The 18,378-nt window shown below is 45.3% G+C and carries 14 protein-coding genes; 9 read left to right on the top strand and 5 right to left on the bottom strand.

What is annotated here, in order from left to right; all coding sequences use genetic code 11:
• Positions 1-24: 24 nt before the first annotated feature.
• From SCB77_RS01130 to SCB77_RS01105, 6 genes are all read left to right on the top strand, one after another.
• Positions 25-1,242 (top strand): hypothetical protein, encoded by a 1,218-nt coding sequence (locus SCB77_RS01130; RefSeq protein ID WP_320184597.1) that lies wholly within the window; start codon positions 25-27, stop codon positions 1,240-1,242.
• 131 nt (positions 1,243-1,373) lie between these two features.
• Entirely contained in the window at positions 1,374-2,612 is a 1,239-nt protein-coding gene (locus tag SCB77_RS01125; protein ID WP_320184596.1) for a PepSY-associated TM helix domain-containing protein, read from the top strand.
• A 71-nt stretch (positions 2,613-2,683) separates the two neighbouring features.
• Positions 2,684-3,031 carry a DUF6660 family protein gene (locus SCB77_RS01120; protein WP_320184595.1) on the top strand — a complete coding sequence of 116 codons (348 nt, stop codon included), beginning with the start codon at positions 2,684-2,686 and terminating at the stop codon, positions 3,029-3,031.
• Between the two features lie 249 nt (positions 3,032-3,280).
• On the top strand, positions 3,281-7,543 hold the full coding sequence (locus SCB77_RS01115; protein WP_407028953.1) for a CusA/CzcA family heavy metal efflux RND transporter: 4,263 nt from the start codon (positions 3,281-3,283) through the stop codon (positions 7,541-7,543).
• Between the two features lie 9 nt (positions 7,544-7,552).
• Complete coding sequence (locus SCB77_RS01110) at positions 7,553-8,851, top strand: efflux RND transporter periplasmic adaptor subunit (protein WP_320184593.1); 1,299 nt, start codon at positions 7,553-7,555, stop codon at positions 8,849-8,851.
• Positions 8,852-8,859: 8 nt separating this feature from the next.
• Positions 8,860-10,845: a heavy metal translocating P-type ATPase gene (locus SCB77_RS01105; RefSeq protein ID WP_320184592.1), complete on the top strand. Its 1,986-nt coding sequence runs from the start codon at positions 8,860-8,862 to the stop codon at positions 10,843-10,845.
• A gap of 120 nt (positions 10,846-10,965) precedes the next feature.
• On the opposite strand, the gene SCB77_RS01100 is transcribed toward SCB77_RS01105, so the two are convergent.
• From SCB77_RS01100 to SCB77_RS01090, 3 genes are read right to left on the bottom strand one after another with little or no spacing between them, the layout of a single operon-like run.
• The gene (locus SCB77_RS01100) at positions 10,966-11,109 is read right to left on the bottom strand and encodes a hypothetical protein (RefSeq protein WP_320184591.1); all 144 of its coding nucleotides are present in this window, start codon (positions 11,107-11,109) and stop codon (positions 10,966-10,968) included.
• A 33-nt stretch (positions 11,110-11,142) separates the two neighbouring features.
• The gene (locus SCB77_RS01095; protein WP_320184590.1) at positions 11,143-11,463 is read right to left on the bottom strand and encodes a RagB/SusD family nutrient uptake outer membrane protein; all 321 of its coding nucleotides are present in this window, start codon (positions 11,461-11,463) and stop codon (positions 11,143-11,145) included.
• 45 nt (positions 11,464-11,508) lie between these two features.
• Entirely contained in the window at positions 11,509-11,859 is a 351-nt protein-coding gene (locus tag SCB77_RS01090) for a hypothetical protein (protein ID WP_320184589.1), read from the bottom strand.
• Positions 11,860-12,120: 261 nt separating this feature from the next.
• Here SCB77_RS01090 and SCB77_RS01085 point away from each other — a divergent pair, with 261 nt between their 5' ends.
• Positions 12,121-13,581, top strand: coding sequence for an arabinose isomerase (locus tag SCB77_RS01085; protein ID WP_320184588.1), 1,461 nt, complete (start codon positions 12,121-12,123; stop codon positions 13,579-13,581).
• A gap of 21 nt (positions 13,582-13,602) precedes the next feature.
• Here SCB77_RS01085 and SCB77_RS01080 read toward each other — a convergent pair whose 3' ends face one another.
• Both SCB77_RS01080 and SCB77_RS01075 read right to left on the bottom strand, forming a co-directional pair.
• Positions 13,603-14,511: an AraC family transcriptional regulator gene (locus tag SCB77_RS01080; protein ID WP_320184587.1), complete on the bottom strand. Its 909-nt coding sequence runs from the start codon at positions 14,509-14,511 to the stop codon at positions 13,603-13,605.
• Between the two features lie 120 nt (positions 14,512-14,631).
• Positions 14,632-15,384: a DedA family protein gene (locus SCB77_RS01075; RefSeq protein WP_320184586.1), complete on the bottom strand. Its 753-nt coding sequence runs from the start codon at positions 15,382-15,384 to the stop codon at positions 14,632-14,634.
• Positions 15,385-15,530: 146 nt separating this feature from the next.
• Between SCB77_RS01075 and SCB77_RS01070 the strand changes: the two genes are divergently transcribed.
• Both SCB77_RS01070 and SCB77_RS01065 read left to right on the top strand, forming a co-directional pair.
• Positions 15,531-15,839, top strand: a complete 309-nt coding sequence (locus SCB77_RS01070; protein ID WP_320184585.1) for a hypothetical protein — start codon at positions 15,531-15,533, stop codon at positions 15,837-15,839.
• Positions 15,840-16,175: 336 nt separating this feature from the next.
• Positions 16,176-18,356, top strand: a complete 2,181-nt coding sequence (locus SCB77_RS01065) for a TonB-dependent receptor (protein ID WP_320184584.1) — start codon at positions 16,176-16,178, stop codon at positions 18,354-18,356.
• The last annotated feature ends 22 nt before the right edge of the window (positions 18,357-18,378 follow it).

The raw sequence follows: 18,378 nt of genomic DNA, 5'->3' as shown, positions 1-18,378 counted from the left end.
TTTAATTGTAATACTATATATCCAATGAAAATTAAACACTTACTCGCTACATGTATTGCCGCTACGGCGCTGTTATCCTCTTGTAAGGACTCTCCAGACGATGCTCCGTCAGAAACCATAGATACCAGTGGTAATCTATACAGTTTGTGGGTTACCTCATCTACCGGTTCTTATCTCTTGACTACGAATGATCTAATGAAGGATACGCTCTTATCTCCCAACAACAATAAGGGGATAGATATCACATCTCATCTCCCGGCGGCTTTCTATGGCGTGTATGCATACAACCACCATGGTAAATTCTACCTGTCCAACGACGGAAAGCTTTTCAGCCAACATGAAATAAGCAGCGATGGTCAGTTCCGCGAAACGAATAATTATGTTTTTCCGGGGAACTTTTTTATGGGAAAGGTGCTGGATAACATCTGTACCAAAGATGAACTGGTGTTGACAAAGACCGCTGGAACGACCAACACGACGAAAAAAGTGCTTGAGCAGCCTATTTATTACATGAATACCAATAACTTAACAATCAATAAGAGTGTTACGGTAGATATTCCGATGATTAAATATGTTCCAAAACAGACGAATGGAGCCGACGATGATCCCTATATCGTGCCTACCAGCATGACCGTTCGTGGCGATAAACTTTTCGTAGGACACAAATATCGAAGCAATATTACCCGAACAGATATCATCGATACAGCTTATATCTATGTTTGTGATTATCCGAGCTTGGCGAATGGCAAGATCATTAAGGACCCGCGTGGGGGATTCACCGCTGGCCACTGGGAGATCAATAAGCCGACCTTCTTGGACGATAATAACGACCTGTATATCTTGACACGTCGCGTGGGAACCTCAAGTTATGGATTGCTCCGCATAAAATCGGGAGAGACTGCCATTGACCCTGATTATTTCTTCGATCTGAAAGATTTCAATGTATTCAAGAACTCCTCATCCATGATACAGAAATTGGGTAACGGAAAAGCCTATATTAGTCCTTATGTGGTTGACCCGGCAAACAAGAAGATAATCGCTGACTTGCGTATCCTTGCGGGAGGCGCCGAGCCAAAGACAACCATGAACTTTATGGAAAATGGTAAATTGTATGATGTGTTCAAGACTGACGAGTCCAAATGGTTTGTTTATGAATACGATCCTGAAACAAATAGTCTCAAACGTGGTGCTGAGATTGATCCGGGCGTAACTTGGGTGTATCATGTCAACAAGATAAAATAAGCTTTCTTAGCGATACATCAATAAGTTGTACGCACCGTCGTACAACTTATTTTTTTGCCTCCATAAAGTACAATAAACCATCCGCCCATCTAGATTGATTTCTACTTTACGGGGCGTCAAAAAGCGCTATCATGCCATCAAAAATCAAGAAAAAGAAAATGTGGTCGTTTCGCAGCGTCAACAATTGGCTGCATCTATGGCTCGGGCTGCTCTCGGGTACTATCTTAATTATCGTTTGTTTTACCGGCTGTTTATGGGTATTTCATCATGAGATAACGACTTTGTTGGTGCCGCGTAAGGAGAGTCAGTTTATTCTTGCCCAACATGAATCGTTATTGCCGCCCTCGCAGATCGTCCATATTGCCGACTCACTTTTTCCAAACGCTTTAGTTCGAAACATTACCTATACCAAAGATGCGCCGATCTCTTTTTCCGTAGATGAAGTAAGTGCTGCGGATAAAAAAGGGAGCACGCATCTTCTGCATCCCTACAGCGGCGTATACTTGGGCGAAAAGACCAAGGAGCGTTCGACACACGATAAGTTAGAACAACGCTTGGAGGGCTTCTTCTCTTGGGCCATCGATGGGCACCGTTTTCTATGGCTGCCCCGAGACATCGGTAGGCCTATCGTCAATTACGCAACGCTTGTGTTTACAGTAACGCTGCTAACGGGCCTTGTTTGGTGGTATCCGAAAAAATGGAACAAATCTACCCGTACCAAAAGCTTCAAGGTAAAATGGAAGGCCGGTTGGAAAAGGCTAAATATCGATCTGCACAATGTCTTTGGCTTTTATTCCTTTCTTTTGGTTATCCTGCTTGCCATCACCGGCATGTACTACGGTATTACATGGTTCAACAAGGCGCTCTATTGGTCTACGAAATGGGGAGAGACCTTGGCAGAAAGACGCCCAGTACAATCCGATACCACAAAGATGGCGCTAATCGATGCTTTCCCTGCAGCATTCGATCGGCAGATAGGCAGTATATTGAGCCAGTATAAAGATCCACACTATCTATCGATTAGTTATCCCGATGCAAAGCGAGCAGATGCGAGTATACAAGTTTATATCCGCAACAGCATGGATCGCCAATACAACAACAGGTATTATTCCTTCGATCGATACACGGCAGCATTTTTACCGAACAGCATCTCCTTATTTAACAAGGATTTTTATGAACTGGATGCTGGCGAGAAATTTCGCCGGTTGAACTATGATATACACGTGGGCTCTGTCGGAGGTTTACCCACGAAGATCTTGGCGTTCTTTGCTACATTGGTTGCAGGATCACTTCCCGTGACGGGCTTTATCGTTTGGTACAACCGGAAGTGGGGCAAAAAGCTAAAAAAAAGGGAGAGGCGCGAACGGTAAAAATTACTTAAGATTGTAAATATTTTGTTTTGCCTTTAAACGAATAAAAATATTTTTCTAGATTTGTTATTATGAAGTTGGTTTTAGGCTTGTTAACGATCTATTTCCTTGTGCTTTCGGCGCTTCCCTGCCGAGATGCTGGAGATGATTTGCATTTACCAATTTTATCTACCGAAGCTCATACCGATAGTGCTGCAGATACCCACAAACATGCTGGACATGCCCATCAAAACGACGGATGTTCGCCTTTTTGTTCTTGTCAATGCTGCAGTCTGAAGATGGAGACTTTTCAGAAGTTTGAAGCTGGGATTGGCAAGAAAATCGTATTTCAATTGGCCGCAGCGCCCTACGAAATGGATGCCCCTAGCATAGATAATTACCCCAACCAAATTTGGCAACCGCCAAAATACATCGCTTAATTTTACTATGGGCACTGTCTCTTTTCTGGCTTCGCCAAGATAAGAGGACAGTTTCTGCTGTTGGTCCAAAGAACATAACATAAGACAGTATAGCGCATATAGCTTCGTCTATGTTGTTATATCTATGCCAACAACAACATGTATGGGTTCCAACTTTCGTTAGGACTTGAATACTTACCATTAATAAGATGTATTGTGTTAGATAACATTATCAAATTTAGTATAAAGAATAAGATCATTATTGGTTTAATGACTTTATTACTTGTTATTTGGGGTGTCTGGAGTGCAACAAAGCTTCCGATAGATGCGGTACCCGACATAACGAATAATCAAGTGCAGATTTTTACCTCTTGCCCTACGTTAGCAGGACAGGAGGTTGAACAGCTGGTCACGTTTCCTATTGAACAAAGCATTGCCAATGTGCCTCGTATTAAAGAGACACGGAGTATCTCTCGATTTGGCCTCTCCGTTATCACGGTGGTTTTTGAGGAAGATGTCGATATTTACTTCGCTAGGCAGCTTATCGGTGAGAAGCTGAAAGAAGCTCTCGAATCCATCCCTGCAGGCATAGGTTCGCCTGAGCTGGCGCCCGTGAGTACTGGACTAGGCGAGGTATACCAATATATTATACACCCCAAGAAGGGGAGCGAGAGCAAATACAACGCCAAGGATCTGCGAACTATGCAGGATTGGATCGTCGCCCGACAGTTGTATGGAACCCCCGGTGTGGCGGAGATAAATAGCTTTGGCGGCGAGCTGAAACAATATGAAGTGGCGGTAAATCCCGACCGCCTCAAGGCGATGAACGTCACTATTCCAGAGATATTTGCCGCCCTCGAACAGAACAACCAAAACACAGGAGGCGCTTATATCGATAAGCGGCCGAATGCCTACTTTATTCGTGGCATAGGCTTAGTAACCTCGATCGAAGATATACAGCGTATTGCTGTCAAGACGACCGGTAGCGTTCCTATCTATGTAAAGGATGTTGCTGACGTGCGATTTGGTAGCGCGGTACGCTATGGTGCACTCACGTATAATGGTGAGGTTGATGCCGTGGGCGGCGTGGTGATGATGTTGAAGGGCGAAAATAGTAATGAAGTGGTGAAGCGGGTGAAGGATAAGTTGCCCACCATTCAAAAATCGCTTCCCAGCGATGTCGTGATTGAGCCTTATCTCGATCGTACAGATCTTGTGGGCAGGGCTATCAGCACCGTCGAGAAGAATTTGATTGAGGGGGCATTGATCGTCATATTTGTATTGGTAATCTTCTTGGGCAATTTGCGCGCCGGCTTAATTGTGGCATCCGCAATCCCGTTGTCTTTGCTCTTTGCCCTCGGCATGATGAACGTATTTGGTGTAAGTGCCAATTTGATGAGCCTTGGCGCCATAGACTTCGGATTGATTGTCGATGGTGCCGTCATTGTGGTGGAGGCAACGTTGCACCATCTCGGACTCCGCAAATCAACGGAAAGGCTTAGCCAAGAGCAAATGGATACGGAAGTTTTTGAATCGGCCTCTAAGATCCGCACTAGCGCCGCTTTTGGCGAAATCATCATCTTAATTGTGTACATCCCTATTCTTACATTGGTGGGTGTGGAAGGTAAAATGTTTACGCCGATGGCCAAAACCGTGGGTTTTGCTATTTTGGGAGCCTTGATTTTATCGCTTACCTATATCCCAATGATGTGTGCCTTGTTTCTTCCTAAAACAGGACATAGCAAAAAGACGTTTAGCGATCGCTTTATAGAGCGCCTCCAAAAGATATATGCGCCATTGCTGCAAAAGGCTATACGCATCAAATACCTCATCGTGGCCCTGACCATTGGCATCTTTGCACTTGCTGTTTTTATCTTCAGCCGTATGGGAGGCGAGTTTATCCCGCAACTGCAGGAAGGTGATTTTGCCTTTCACTGTATCCTCCCGCAAGGAAGCTCCCTGAGCCAAAGTATTGAAACATCCATGAAGGCCTCAAGGATTATCAAGGAGTTCGACGAAGTGAAAATGGTGGTTGGGAAAACGGGGGCTGCCGAGGTACCTACAGATCCGATGCCGCCGGAGGCTACCGATATGATGGTGGTACTTAAGCCGCAAGCGGAGTGGACCTCTGGTCGCAGTTATAACGAACTGGCCGATGCCATTATGGAACGGTTGGAGGTGATACCGGGCGTGTTTTTTGAGAAAAACCAACCTATACAGATGCGTTTCAATGAACTTATGACTGGTATACGGCAGGATGTGGCGGTGAAAATATTTGGCGAAAACATGGATAGTTTAGCCAATTTGGCAATCGAGGTGGCACGTGTGGTGCAGTCTGTACCCGGCACCACGGCGCCGCAGATCGAACGAGTCAATGGTTTACCGCAGATCAATATTGAATATGATCGCACGAAAATTGCCAACTATGGCCTTTCTGTGCAACAAATAAATGATATCGTCAGTACGGCATTTGCCGGTAAGGCGGCAGGCCAAGTGTATGAAAACGAACGTCGTTTTGATTTGGTTGTTCGTTTGGATAGTGCAAACCGGAGCGACATAGATGATGTAAGTAATCTGATGGTTCCGATTGTCGGTGGCAATCAAATTCCGCTATATCAGATCGCCAATGTGGGGTATAAATTGGGGCCAGCACAAATCAGCCGTGAAGCGGGCAAACGCCGGATCGTGATCGGTTTTAACGTCGCGGGAAGAGATGTGCAGAGTGTGGTAAGTGATATCCAAGAACAGTTGAACCAACGGGAGAAATTGCCATCAGGATACTATTTCACCTATGGTGGGCAGTTCGAAAACCTGCAGGAGGCCAGTGCACGGTTAATGGTGGCTGTGCCTGTTTCGCTGTTATTGATTTTTATGCTGCTCTTTTTTACCTTCCATTCCTTTAAACAGGCTATTTTAATCTTTACAGCGATTCCGATGAGCGCCATTGGCGGGGTGATCGCTTTGTTATTGCGCAATATGCCGTTCAGCATCAGTGCAGGAATTGGATTTATAGCCCTGTTCGGTGTTGCAGTGTTAAATGGCATCGTGCTGATCGGTACATTCAACCAGTTAGAAAAGGAAGGCATGACCGATGTTTTCCGGCGTGTAAAAGAAGGTACATTAACGCGTCTACGACCTGTTTTAATGACGGCAACAGTGGCTTCTCTTGGTTTCCTACCAATGGCGATAAGTAGCAGTGCCGGCGCCGAAGTGCAAAAACCATTGGCCACAGTAGTGATCGGTGGTTTAGTGACGGCTACCTTCCTGACGCTATTTGTACTGCCTCTGCTCTACATTATTTTTAATTCAACATTTAACTTCCGAAGCGGAAAACGTATGACAACGATAACAACGGGTTTACTGATTCTAGGTCTTTCTATCCCCGCACTGCATGCGCAACAGCGATTGACCATTGACGGAGCTATTACTATTGCGATGGAAAACAATCAGCAGTTTAAGGTGAACAATGCCGAGGTAAGATCCGCTGGATTGCAGGTAAAGACGGCAAATGATGTACCTAAGACGGGTGTTTTTTTCGAAAATGAAGACTATAGACCGTCCGACAATATAGGAATCTTAAAAATAGGCGTTTCTCAAGATCTGCCGTGGCCAGGCCTGTTTGCTGCTCGTCGGCGTTATTTTCAGGAGCAGCTGAAATTTGCAGAGATGAATCGGGAACTGCTGCAGGCAACCATCAAACGTGATGTGCGCGCGGCCTATTATCAATTGTGGTTTTTACAGGATCGCCAACGGCTGTACAATAAGCTTGATAGCGTATACACATCGCTCTTTAATGCGACAGACCTCCGACTCCGCACGGGTGATGTGGCTGCATTGGATAAAATAGCAGCGCAGGCAAAATCGAGTGAGATACGTGCGCAGGTAGAGCAGAATAAGAAGGAAATGGTCATGCAACAGCAACAACTGATGTTGCTGCTGAACATCAACCAATGGATGTTGCCGATTGAGGCTCCATTGGGAAAGATTGATGTCGACCTCCTGCAATTAGCAGAATCTCACCCGACACTGACTTTGCAACAGCAAAATGTCGCGATTGCGGAAAGAAACATAGACATACAGAAACAAGGAAATATGCCGGATTTCAGCGGCCGCTTTTTTTCGCAACGACTATGGGGTGCCAACGATCCTTTTACCGGATTCTCCGTGACGGCAGCCTTCCCGATATTTGGGCTTGCGGCCAACAAGAATAAAGTTCGTGCCGCAAGAGCGGAGGTGCAGGTACAAGAGGAAACGCTGGTATTTAGGCAGCAGGAGCTATCGACGCAGCAGCGCAACGCACAGGCATCCATACAGAAAAATATCGCGTTACTGCAGTTTTACGAAGCCGATGGATTGCGCCAAGCAGAGGAAATCATCAAGGCGGCAACGCTAAGCTACAACACGGGCGAAATCGGATTTGCCGAGTTAAGCCAGTTTTTAAGCCAAGCCATAGGTATTAGGCAAAACTATTTGGATGTGCTGAACGTGTACAACCAGTCGGCCATAGCATTCAATTACTACAACAATAAATAAACGTAAGAGATGAAAATCAATAAACATATATTTTTCGCTTTGTCATTGGCATTTGTCCTTTCCAGCTGTGGACAAACACATTCGGAGGGTGACGGGCATACGCACGGCAACTCGGCAGCGGAAGCCGGGCATGCTGAAGAAGGACATGAAGAAACCAGTAATATGTCCGCGCTCACGGCTGAACAGATTGCTGCGGTGGGCATTAAACTAGGGGATATCGAGCAGAAGAACTTAATTAATATGATTAAGGCAAATGGTGTGCTCAGTGTGCCAAACAACAACAAGGCAAATGCTTCTTCGCTCTATGGCGGTGTGATAAAAACTATGCCTGTGCAGCTTGGCGATCGCGTTCGAAAGGGGCAGGTCATAGCCACAATAAGCAACCCGCAATTTATTCAAGTGCAAGAGGAGTACCTCACCATTGCGGGACAGATCGTGCTGGCGGAACAAGAATTACAACGTCAGGAAGAATTGAATGCCGGTAATGCCGGTGCGCGTAAGAATTTGCAAACAGCCAGTTCCACACTAAACACGTTGCGTACCCGAAGAGCCTCGTTACAACAGCAGATTCAGCTGATGGGCTTAAACCCTGCTAGTGTGAGTAGTGGAAACCTTCGTGCCAGTTTAGTTGTTACTAGTCCTATAGCTGGGACAGTGAGCAATGTCTTTGCTAAAATTGGTAGTTACGTGGATGTTTCTTCGCCTGTTTTGGAAATCGTTGATAATAGCCTGCTGCATCTGGATCTCCAAATATTTGAGAAGGATCTTCCGGCGATCAAAGTTGGGCAACTGGTCGATTTTACCATCACAAATAATCCGACTAATCGCTTTTCAGCGAAAGTGTTCAGTATTGGTGCATCCTTTGAGGGCGACAGTAAATCCGTTGCTGTACATTGTACGGTTGTTGGCAACAAAGAGGGGCTTATCGATGGCATGAATACCGTAGGTATGATTAGCCTAGATCATGTTATGTCGCCAGCGGTGCCCAATGAGGCTATCGTGGAAGCCGATGGTAAATATTATGTTTTTGTACAAACGGATAAAGAAGGCGAAGAGCACCATGATGAAGAGGGGCACAAACACGAAGAGGGCGAAGAACACAGTCATGCACACAACGATAATGATGACGTGAAGAAAGCGGGGAATACGATAAATTTTGAAAAAGTTGAGGTTGCAAAGGGCGTCTCGGAAATGGGCTACACAGCAATAACAGCTGTTGGCAATCTTCCTGCAGGAGCTAAAGTGGTTGTTAAAGGCGGATTTTTTATCAATGCTAAATTGAGTAACACGGGTGGACATGAACATTAATAAACGTTATGGAAGCAAAAGAAAAAAAACACAGGCATGCCGAAGAGCACGAATCGCATGAACACGGTGCGATTTTAGGTGAGCATACAGAACTGCTCTTCGCCATCGGTTGCGGATTAGCTCTCGGTATAGGCTGCGGACTGTCCTTTTTAGATGGTGTCCCTACGCAGGTACCACTGATATGTTATATAATGGCCTACTTCTTAGGTGGTTTCTTTACAGCAGTAGAAGCGGTAGGCACCATCCGAAAGGGAGGCTTTGAGATAGATTTCCTCATGCTGGTGGCGGCTACTGGAGCTGCTATCTTGGGAGAATGGGCAGAAGGTGCGCTATTGCTTTTTCTTTTTAGCATTGGCCATGCCTTGGAGCATTACGCCATGGCGAAAGCGAAAAAGTCTATTGCGGCCTTAACAAACCTTGCACCAGCGACGGCGTTGGTGAAAAGGGATGGCGGAACAGTGGAGCTGCGCATTGAAGAGCTTGTTGTTGGTGATCTGATTATCATTAAACCTAATAGCAAAATTCCTGCAGATGGACTGCTGGTGCAGGGCGAGGGCAGCGTAAACCAAGCGCCCATCACTGGCGAAAGTGTGCCGGTGGATAAAATGGCGGTGACCCACAGGGAGCAAGTGGTTAGCGATATCAATAAGGTAAAGCCGGAGAATCGAGTGTTTGCGGGAACCATCAATGGCGCATCAGTCTTGGAGGTGAAAGTGTTAAAGGAAGCCAAAGACTCGACTATCGCTAGGCTGATAAATATGGTCAATGAAGCGGAAAAACAAAAATCGCCAACCCAATTGTTGACGGACAAGTTCCAGCGGTATTTTGTGCCCTTCGTGCTTGTATTGGTTACCGCCTTATGCTTTGCTTTTGTTGTTTTGGATGAGACTTTTGCAGAGAGTTTCTACCGAGCGATGGCCGTTCTGGTGGCATCAAGCCCTTGTGCATTGGCAATTTCTACGCCAAGCGCTGTTCTTAGTGGAGTGGCGCGCGCGGCAAGAGGAGCTGTGCTGATTAAAGGGGGGCGCCCTTTGGAAGATCTAGGATCGCTGGAGGCTATAGCCTTTGATAAAACAGGAACGCTGACCGAGGGCAAGCCGAAGTTGACCAACGTTATTCCCTTAAACGGGGTCGAAGATTCTCAGCTATTGAAACTGGCCATTGCGGTGGAAAAGCTGAGCGATCATCCGCTCGCACAAGCTATTGTTGAGGGTGGTTTGGCCAAGCTGGGTTCGGTGGCTCTACCTGAAGCAGATCAAGTGAAAGGTATTGTTGGTCGCGGCGTGGAAGCTGTTGTTGAAGGCAAGAAGATTCTTATTGGCAACAAAGCGCTATTTGCAGCGGATAATACGCCTTCGGAAATCATAGAGCAGGTGGAGCGGCTTGAAAAGGACGGACATACCACGATGTTGGTGAAGGAGGATAGTCAATATATCGGTATCTTATCGCTAATGGATGTGCCGCGACCCGAGGCGAAGGCTGTATTACAGCAGCTGGCCGCCTTGGGGATCAAAAAAATGCTGATGCTGACCGGCGATAACCAACAGGTTGCAGAGGCCGTTGCCAAGCAGATCGGCATTACCGACGCGATGGGCAACCTAATGCCGGAGGATAAAGTTGCAGCCGTCGAACAGCTAGACCTTCGCGAAGGTATGGTGGCGATGGTGGGCGATGGGGTAAATGATGCTCCGGCGATGGCCAAAAGTACGGTGGGTATTGCTATGGGGGCTGCAGGATCGGATGTAGCGCTAGAGACCGCAGATATTGCTTTGATGGGGGACAAACTGGATAGTTTACCCTTTGCTATTGGACTCAGCCGTAAAGCGAAGAGCATTATTCGTCAAAATCTTTGGGTTAGTTTGGGCATTGTAGCGTTGCTTATTCCACTGACCGTCTTGGGCATTACTTCGATAGGCCCTGCCGTGATGATACATGAGGGATCAACCCTCTTAGTTGTAGCCAATGCTCTTCGGTTGCTAGCCTATAGAACCTAAGGCTATTAAGGGAAGATGGGCTGTTGATCGACGATACAAACCTGCTGTTTGTTCGATACTGAACGAAGGAAAACGCCGTGCTCCGTTTTGTTGGAGCACGGCGTTTTATTGAGCAGCTAATTATTGCTCGTTCTGTGTAAGGGTGTCCAGATTTACTTCGCGCTGTGGTATAGGAAGCAACCGTTTGTTTTCTGTTACCTGATAACTGCCCACAGGATATTGTGGATTAGCGGCCATCTTCCGTGCGCCATGCGCATTCATCACGGAAACGGTTTTCCCCGTACGTACCAAGTCGTATCAGCGATGGTTTTCAAAAGCTAGTTCCACTTGGCGTTCTTTCATAATGGCCTCGCGAAAGCTCTCCTGATTGCTGACGCGCAAAGCCAAATTGGGGTTGTTTGCTGTCTTAGCGGCTAATCCTGCCCGATTTCGAACGGCATTGAGCAGCTCAAATGCTTCGCCATCGGCCACAAAGGCTTGCTCGTTCAAGCACTCTGCAATTTCCAAAAGCACGTCGGCGTAGCGGATAAGTGGAAAATTTACATTTGTTTGCCCCGGCTGCACAAAACCGTGGTTAAATTTGATCACATGGGGCACTTGGTAAACCGTTCCGGCCAACGTAAATGTTTCTGCAACGGAACTGCTCTTATGCAGATCTCCGGTCTAGTAAGCCGCCAGTAGATCGCGTGTGGGCGTATTCCAGCCTGCATCATAATTCAGATTGGTACCAACGTCATCGGTCACAGCGGTTCCCGAATTGAACGGCGCAAATTTATACATGAAATTGCTGGACAAGGTGGAATCTGATCCGAGATATTGAATCTCAAAGATGGATTCCACATTGTTCTTATTCTGCGGTTTAAAGATATCTGCATAGACCGACACAAGGCTGTAGCCTTGCACTTTTCTAAGGTAGCTCAAAGCCTTTGGGAAATCTTTTAAGGTCATATAGGCTTCTCCTAGCAGAGCGTTGGCGGTTCCGCTGGTTACCCTACCTTTTTGCGATGCCTCCATGAATAAAACGGTTTAGTTTGTTAAAGCGTTGCTTTTTTGCGCAAGTTATTACTATGATATATTTTATTGCAGGATTATTTGAATCTTTTTCTGTTCATGTTTACTACGTTTTTTACGTGATTTTTTTGCTGATAGCACGTATGGCGAAGATCGTCCTCGTACATTTCTTTATGTCAAAAATCTAAACTGCTCAACCATTTGCCACAATATGTATGCTGTAAGTTTGCATAATTTTATAAAAAAGTAAAAAATAGCTATCCCATGCAAACGGTAGAAAACATCGGAATGAAATCGCAGAATTACGAAATGAAGGTTGGTCTTTTTGGCATAGGACTGGAAGCTTATTGGCAACAGTTTGAAACGCTCAAGCCTCGCTTGGAGGGCTATCTGCAGACCGTGCATAATCGTATTGCGGCTGTTGGTACGTTTGTTGTTAATCTTGGACTTATAGACAATGCAGAGAAGGCGATATATGCCGCCCACAAATTTAGGGAGCACGATGTCGATATGTTGTTTTTGCTAGCCAGCACCTACGCCTTATCATCCACGGTATTACCCATTGTACAGCACGTAAAAGTACCGGTTATTATTTTGAATATTTCACCGGAAGCAGCAATAGACTACAGCGCTTTCAATCAAATGAACGACAGAACGAAGATGACAGGCGAGTGGTTGAGGTATTGCGGATCCTGTCCTGTTCCCGAATTAGCCAATGTCTTTCAACGTGCTCGGATACAGTTTTATCAGGTAACGGGCATCTTGGATGAGCAAGATAGCTGCTGGAAAGAAGTGGAGAGTTGGGTGCAAGCGGCGAAAGTACGGCACCGTATGATGCACAACCGATTAGGATTAATGGGTCATTATTATAGCGGGATGTTGGACATCTATACCGATAAGACTCGCCAACTAATCACCTTTGGGGGCCATATGGAGATTTTGGAGGTGGATGAGCTTTCTGCGCTACGCCATCAGGTAACTGCGGCGGAAATAGCGGATAGGGTAGCCCTTTTTTATGAGACCTTTGCGGTAGACCCTAGCTGTTCGCTGGAAGAGCTGCAGCGTGCCGCACGGACTTCAATAGCTTTGGATCGCTTGGTCGCGCAATATGACCTCGGGTCGCTAGCATATTACTATAAAGGCACGGGCAATGCTGACAATGCGGATACCATGAGTTCGGTTATTTTGGGGAATTCACTGCTTACGGCAAGACATGTGCCCGTTGCTGGTGAATATGAGATAAAGAACGTGCAAGCCATGAAGATTCTAGATAGCTTCGGCGCCGGAGGATCGTTTACCGAATATTACGCCATGGATTACAACGATGATGTTGTACTTATGGGGCATGACGGGCCGGGACATATTGCGATAGCAGAAGGAAAAACTAAAGTTAAGCCTTTACAGGTATATCATGGTAAAGTGGGGCAAGGACTGTCGGTGGAAATGGCGGTAAAACATGGGTCTGTAACCCTATTGTCGGTTATTGAGCAACAAGATGGCAGCATTGCTCTCCTTGTTGCCGAGGGAGCATCCGTGGAAGGACCTATATTGGAAATTGGAAATACCAATAGCCGCTACAAATTTCCCATTGCTGCACGCAGTTTCGTGAACGATTGGAACAGCCATGGCCCAGCGCACCATTGTGCTATTGGGGTAGGCCATATTGCCGATAAGATTAAAAAGTTAGGTGCACTACTTGGTATAAGCGTGATCCAGATTTGCTGACAGATTCTGGTAGAGGTTGGCTTAATTGGGCTTGTCTTTTTCACGATGCAGGCGCTCTCGAAAGATACCTGGGGAAATGCCCGTCTTGGATTTAAAGAAGGTCACAAAATAGCTCGCCGATTCAAAATTCAATTCATAAGCTATTGTTTTTATGGGCATATTGCTGCTTGTCAATAGCTCTTTAGCTTTCTGCAGCTTAATTTCCATCTGGTATTGAGCAGGGGAAAATCCGGTATATTGCTTAAACAACTTTCTAAACCAAGAGTAACTTAGGTTCAGTTCTTCAGCAATTTCTTCTGCGCTTTTATTGGTATAGGCATTTGCCGTCATGATCATCCGAGCCCGATTGATCTGTTGGACCATATCTTTGTCTCTAAACATTTCATTTTTACGGAAATAGATCAAGTAGCTCAACAGGTGGTAGGTAATACCGCCCAAGAGCTGCTGATGCCCTGAACGCTGCAAATGGGCTGCATCAATCCCTTGTTCATATAGGTCAACCACTTTTTCCGTAAAGCCGATGTCCAAAACAGGCTGTTGTGTATTGATAAAGCTGTTGGTCATAATATCCGCGGCATGTTTACCGTCAAAACCGAGCCAATAAACCTGCCAACCGCTACGGTCTATCGGAGCAAAGCTATGCCACTCGCCTGGAAATAGAAATATTGCCGAACCTGCGCGCACCTTGCAACGTTTGCAGTTTTTAGACTGGAAGATGCCCTCCCCAGCAATAATATAGATAACTTGGAACTCGTTTAAAACCCTGCCTATCTCGGGTTTAAACCAATAGCTCGACGGATGTCCCGCGGGCGGGTAGCTGGTATTGGGAAGGATGTCTTGAAAGCCAATCGTCGTCACGAAAAATCCCCATGCCTGATCTAGATCGCTAGCGACCAAATATTTTAAATGTTCATCCTTTCGATTGCCCATCCTTATATCATAAATTTAAATTGTAGAATCCGTAGCTGTAGGCTAAAGATACGATTTAACCGCAATTTACAATATACAAGGGCGTCAATAAAGGAAATTCAAAGGGTAAGACCTTTATGTTTAATGTACTTTTTCGGTAACGGCGTCGGTTTTGATAGGCTGTTTTTTGCCGAAAACGGCTTTAATAATAACCGGAGCAGTGGCAAGCAACACGATACCTAAAATAACGTACTCCAAGTTTTGTTGTACCCACGCATTTTCGCCCAATAGGTAACCCAGCGTAACAAGACTCGCTACCCAAAGCACGGCCCCCGTAATATTGTAAAAAGCAAACTTTCTGAAATTCATGCCTACGATGCCTGCTACGATAGGGGCAAAGGTGCGAACGATAGGTAGAAAACGCGCTAGAATAATTGCCGCACCACCCTGACGTTCATAAAATTCTTGCGCCTTAAAAATATAGTGCTTCTTAAAGATAAAATTGTCTTTCATCTTTAACAGCCTATGACCAAAATATTTACCGCTCCAATAGCCTACAAAATTACCGATAACGGCAGCGACACAAATGAGTGAAATCCAATACAGCAGTGTAGGGATCTCTTGCCCCGGTTCAATTTTCATGTTGGCAATGATAATTCCTGCGATAAAAAGAATAGGATCGCCCGGAAGAAAGAAACCAATCAAGATACCTGTTTCGGCAAAAATAATAAGAAGAAGAAGATAAAGTCCGCCATGCGCTACCAGCCAGTCCGGGTCGGTAAGGTTGTGTAAAAACGGTAAAAGTGAATCCATGAATAATGATGTAATATCTGACGGCAAAAATACTAATGAAAATGGGAATAAAATAAGAATCTGACATAACTTAAGCCACATGAAAAACATATTTTATAAATAATTGCTTTTTAGGCTGTTTTTTAAGCTTTTCATGGCTTAGGCAGTGCATCTCCATATAGGAGAAGTCGCATTTTCTCTTTGGCATTCAACAGTAATTACTAGGCTGTAGCAGATAGTAACTCGTTATGATAAAAGCTATATCCATAGTTCTTTCTTGTGTATGCATGCTGCCGGTGTTGATTATGGGGCAGGAGCATCATATTTCGCGCTTGGGCGTAGAAGACGGGTTGTCTAGCAACTACGTTGTTGGTGCTGCACGCGACCGACAAGTTTTTTTATGGTTTGCAACTGAATCGGGGCTTAACCGCTTTTCCTATGGCGGAGCGAAGTTTGCCATGGCGCATTACTTGTCACCGATCGCCATTGAAAACTTCCAGATTGCATCAAGCGATCATAATATTGCAAGCTCTGTTATCTATCAAAATCCAGGCTAGCCGTTAACAGCGGGCGGCGGGGCTATAGGCTATTAAGGGCTCGCCGTACTTAACATTAAATAAGCTAGTATAGAGGCATGTGGCGTAGATTCGTCACATGCCTTTTTTGTGCTTAGTTCGGCTAATCGCTATTTAAGCGAGCTATTTACTGGGAAGAAATATATGTTCTTAAAGTTGCGGTATGGATTGCTCTTTAGGTTAGGGAATCATTGGATGTACATTAGAGTTTAATTAGAAATTTAGTGTTAACCGTATATTAATGATAGGGTTTTAATTTGTTTACATAACAGTCTCACCTTTGTCAAAACAAACTGTAGTTAACATAAATAATAATTAATGTATAAATATTTACTCAGCATTTTTGCTTCCTTTTGGTTCGTCTTTTCTTTTGCGCAAAACGACAATGTACGCGGTTTTGTTGTTGATAAACAAACCAACGAATACCTCACAGGAGCAAGTGTCACCTTGCAATCCCCAAACGGCGATGTGCTAAGCTCTAGGGCGGTGGGGCTCAATGGCGCGTTCTCCTTTTCGGCTCCTACAACAGGCAGCTATGTGCTCGTTTTCGATTTTATGGGCTACCAGCAACTGCGGGTGCCTTACGTCGATAAAGGGGAAGACCAAACATACGCCCTACAACCAAATTTTAACACTCTATCGGCCGTGGAAGTGCAGGCACATTATAAAGGAACTGATCAGGAAGCTCGAAATATGGAGAAACTATCTCCAAATGTGATCAATGTGATTTCTGCCAAACAAATCGAGCTGTCTCCAGATATTACCGTAGCAAATGTTGTACAGCGTGTGTCTGGACTATCCATCGAGCGGAATGCTAACGGTGATCCACAGTATGCTGTAGTACGGGGTATGAACAAGCGCTACAATAATACCTTGGTCAATGGTATCAAGATTCCTTCTCCTGATAATGACAATCGTTTCGTACCACTGGACATATTTCCTGCCGTCTTTTTGGAAAAATTGACTGTTTCGAAGTCGCTTTCGGCTGACATGGAGGCTGATGCGATTGGTGGAACGATAGACATGATCATGAAATCTGTTCCGCAGAATAGAAGACTTCTAGAGGCAGATTTTCAACTAGGTGGTAATACGATGAGCAACGACGGCAAGTTCATTACCTACGATCGATCTGAAGTTTACAAACGCTCTCCAGCAGAGTATTTCGGTACTGATTATTATGCTGTACCGGGAGATTTCTCCCCCAAGATGTTTACGCCGATCAATAAGCAGGTGTTGCCCGACATTTTAGCTAGTGCGAGTTACGGAACACGATTGTTGAACAATAAATTTGGTGTATTGGTCGGGGGAAGCTTCCAAAATTCATACAGACCTAATCAAAGTTACTTTTACGATCCACGGCCAAATGTGGCTGCCAGCAATGCATTAAATATGCAGCAACTGATCGAAAGACGAACCAGCACCCAGCAGCAACGAATGGCATTTCATGCGAAGCTGGATTACAACTTCTCGCCCAAGCACACAGTCTCCGTGTATGGAGGACAATACCTGCTGAATGAGTTTCGTGTACGGGAGCAGTATAGGAGAGATATCTTCAGCTCGAACGATAATTATCCGGTATTCCCGACCACTCGCATTACGAACAGCTACCAAACAATCTCTATAGCCGATTTACAGGGTAAGCACCAACTCTCCAATCTATTGCTGTTGGATTGGCACCTTGTTTATTCAACGGCAAAAAATGAGTTGCCTGACGATGGTGTTTTTATGCGGAGTGCCCGTTGGAGTAATGCGCAAAATGGTTACTTCGACGAACAGCCCTACTTTCAGGATTCTCCAAACACAAGGACTTGGGAACGGAACCGCGATGAAGATATATCGGCTTTTGTAAATGCTACTTACAAGCCTAACTTTATCGAAGCCCTTGATCAGATCAAGATCGGAGGGATGTACCGATCAAAGTTCAGGGACAATTTCTATAATTATTACCGATATGATGCCATTGCTACCTTAACAGGCGTTCGCGGGGAGGATTGGCAAAATTTTGGTGACTTACCTTGGAAATCTTTTACTAATGGATTCGGTGATGGTAACAGAAGTAGTCTGGTCTACGATGCTAACGAAGCAGTAGCTGCGGGGTATATCAACAGTAATTGGAACTTTGGTCTTTTGGCACTGCAGGTAGGTCTACGTGCAGAACATACTGTTCAAGGCTATGAAATAAATGCCAATGCTGCTGAAGCCAATGCAACCGATCTCTCCAAAGAGCAACGGTATATCAACTTTTTTCCATCGGCCAGTGCAAAATATGCTTTGGCTACAGATAATTGGCTGAAAGCTACCTACTATAAAGCAATCAGCAGACCGGGTTTTTTCGAAATCGTGCCTACTAGACGTGCTGCCGGCGGGGGCGACTCCTTTTATGCAGAAGAAGGAAATCCAAACCTGCAACCAACGATTGCTCATAATTTCGAGCTGCGCTACGAGCTTTTTCCCTCAGCCTTAGATCAGATTCTTGTAGAAATTTGTTGTATTTGCTAAGGCTAACAACCTGCTCAATACA

This window comes from Sphingobacterium bambusae (genome assembly GCF_033955345.1).
In the GTDB taxonomy this organism is placed as follows: Bacteria; Bacteroidota; Bacteroidia; order Sphingobacteriales; family Sphingobacteriaceae; genus Sphingobacterium; species Sphingobacterium bambusae.
The sequence above is the reverse complement of the archived record's forward strand: the minus strand, read 5'-3'. Positions and strand labels throughout refer to the sequence as shown.

What these genes read in the sequence shown, in the direction of transcription:
- SCB77_RS01120 (WP_320184595.1), top strand. Translation starts at nt 2,684, where the DNA reads ATGAAGTTGGTTTTAGGCTTGTTAACGATCTATTTCCTTGTGCTTTCG.
- SCB77_RS01080 (WP_320184587.1), bottom strand. Translation starts at nt 14,511, where the DNA reads ATGGGCAATCGAAAGGATGAACATTTAAAATATTTGGTCGCTAGCGAT.
- SCB77_RS01070 (WP_320184585.1), top strand. Translation starts at nt 15,531, where the DNA reads ATGATAAAAGCTATATCCATAGTTCTTTCTTGTGTATGCATGCTGCCG.
- SCB77_RS01090 (WP_320184589.1), bottom strand. Translation starts at nt 11,859, where the DNA reads ATGGAGGCATCGCAAAAAGGTAGGGTAACCAGCGGAACCGCCAACGCT.
- SCB77_RS01125 (WP_320184596.1), top strand. Translation starts at nt 1,374, where the DNA reads ATGCCATCAAAAATCAAGAAAAAGAAAATGTGGTCGTTTCGCAGCGTC.
- SCB77_RS01105 (WP_320184592.1), top strand. Translation starts at nt 8,860, where the DNA reads ATGGAAGCAAAAGAAAAAAAACACAGGCATGCCGAAGAGCACGAATCG.
- SCB77_RS01085 (WP_320184588.1), top strand. Translation starts at nt 12,121, where the DNA reads ATGCAAACGGTAGAAAACATCGGAATGAAATCGCAGAATTACGAAATG.
- SCB77_RS01065 (WP_320184584.1), top strand. Translation starts at nt 16,176, where the DNA reads ATGTATAAATATTTACTCAGCATTTTTGCTTCCTTTTGGTTCGTCTTT.
- SCB77_RS01115 (WP_407028953.1), top strand. Translation starts at nt 3,281, where the DNA reads ATGACTTTATTACTTGTTATTTGGGGTGTCTGGAGTGCAACAAAGCTT.
- SCB77_RS01130 (WP_320184597.1), top strand. Translation starts at nt 25, where the DNA reads ATGAAAATTAAACACTTACTCGCTACATGTATTGCCGCTACGGCGCTG.
- SCB77_RS01110 (WP_320184593.1), top strand. Translation starts at nt 7,553, where the DNA reads ATGAAAATCAATAAACATATATTTTTCGCTTTGTCATTGGCATTTGTC.
- SCB77_RS01075 (WP_320184586.1), bottom strand. Translation starts at nt 15,384, where the DNA reads ATGTGGCTTAAGTTATGTCAGATTCTTATTTTATTCCCATTTTCATTA.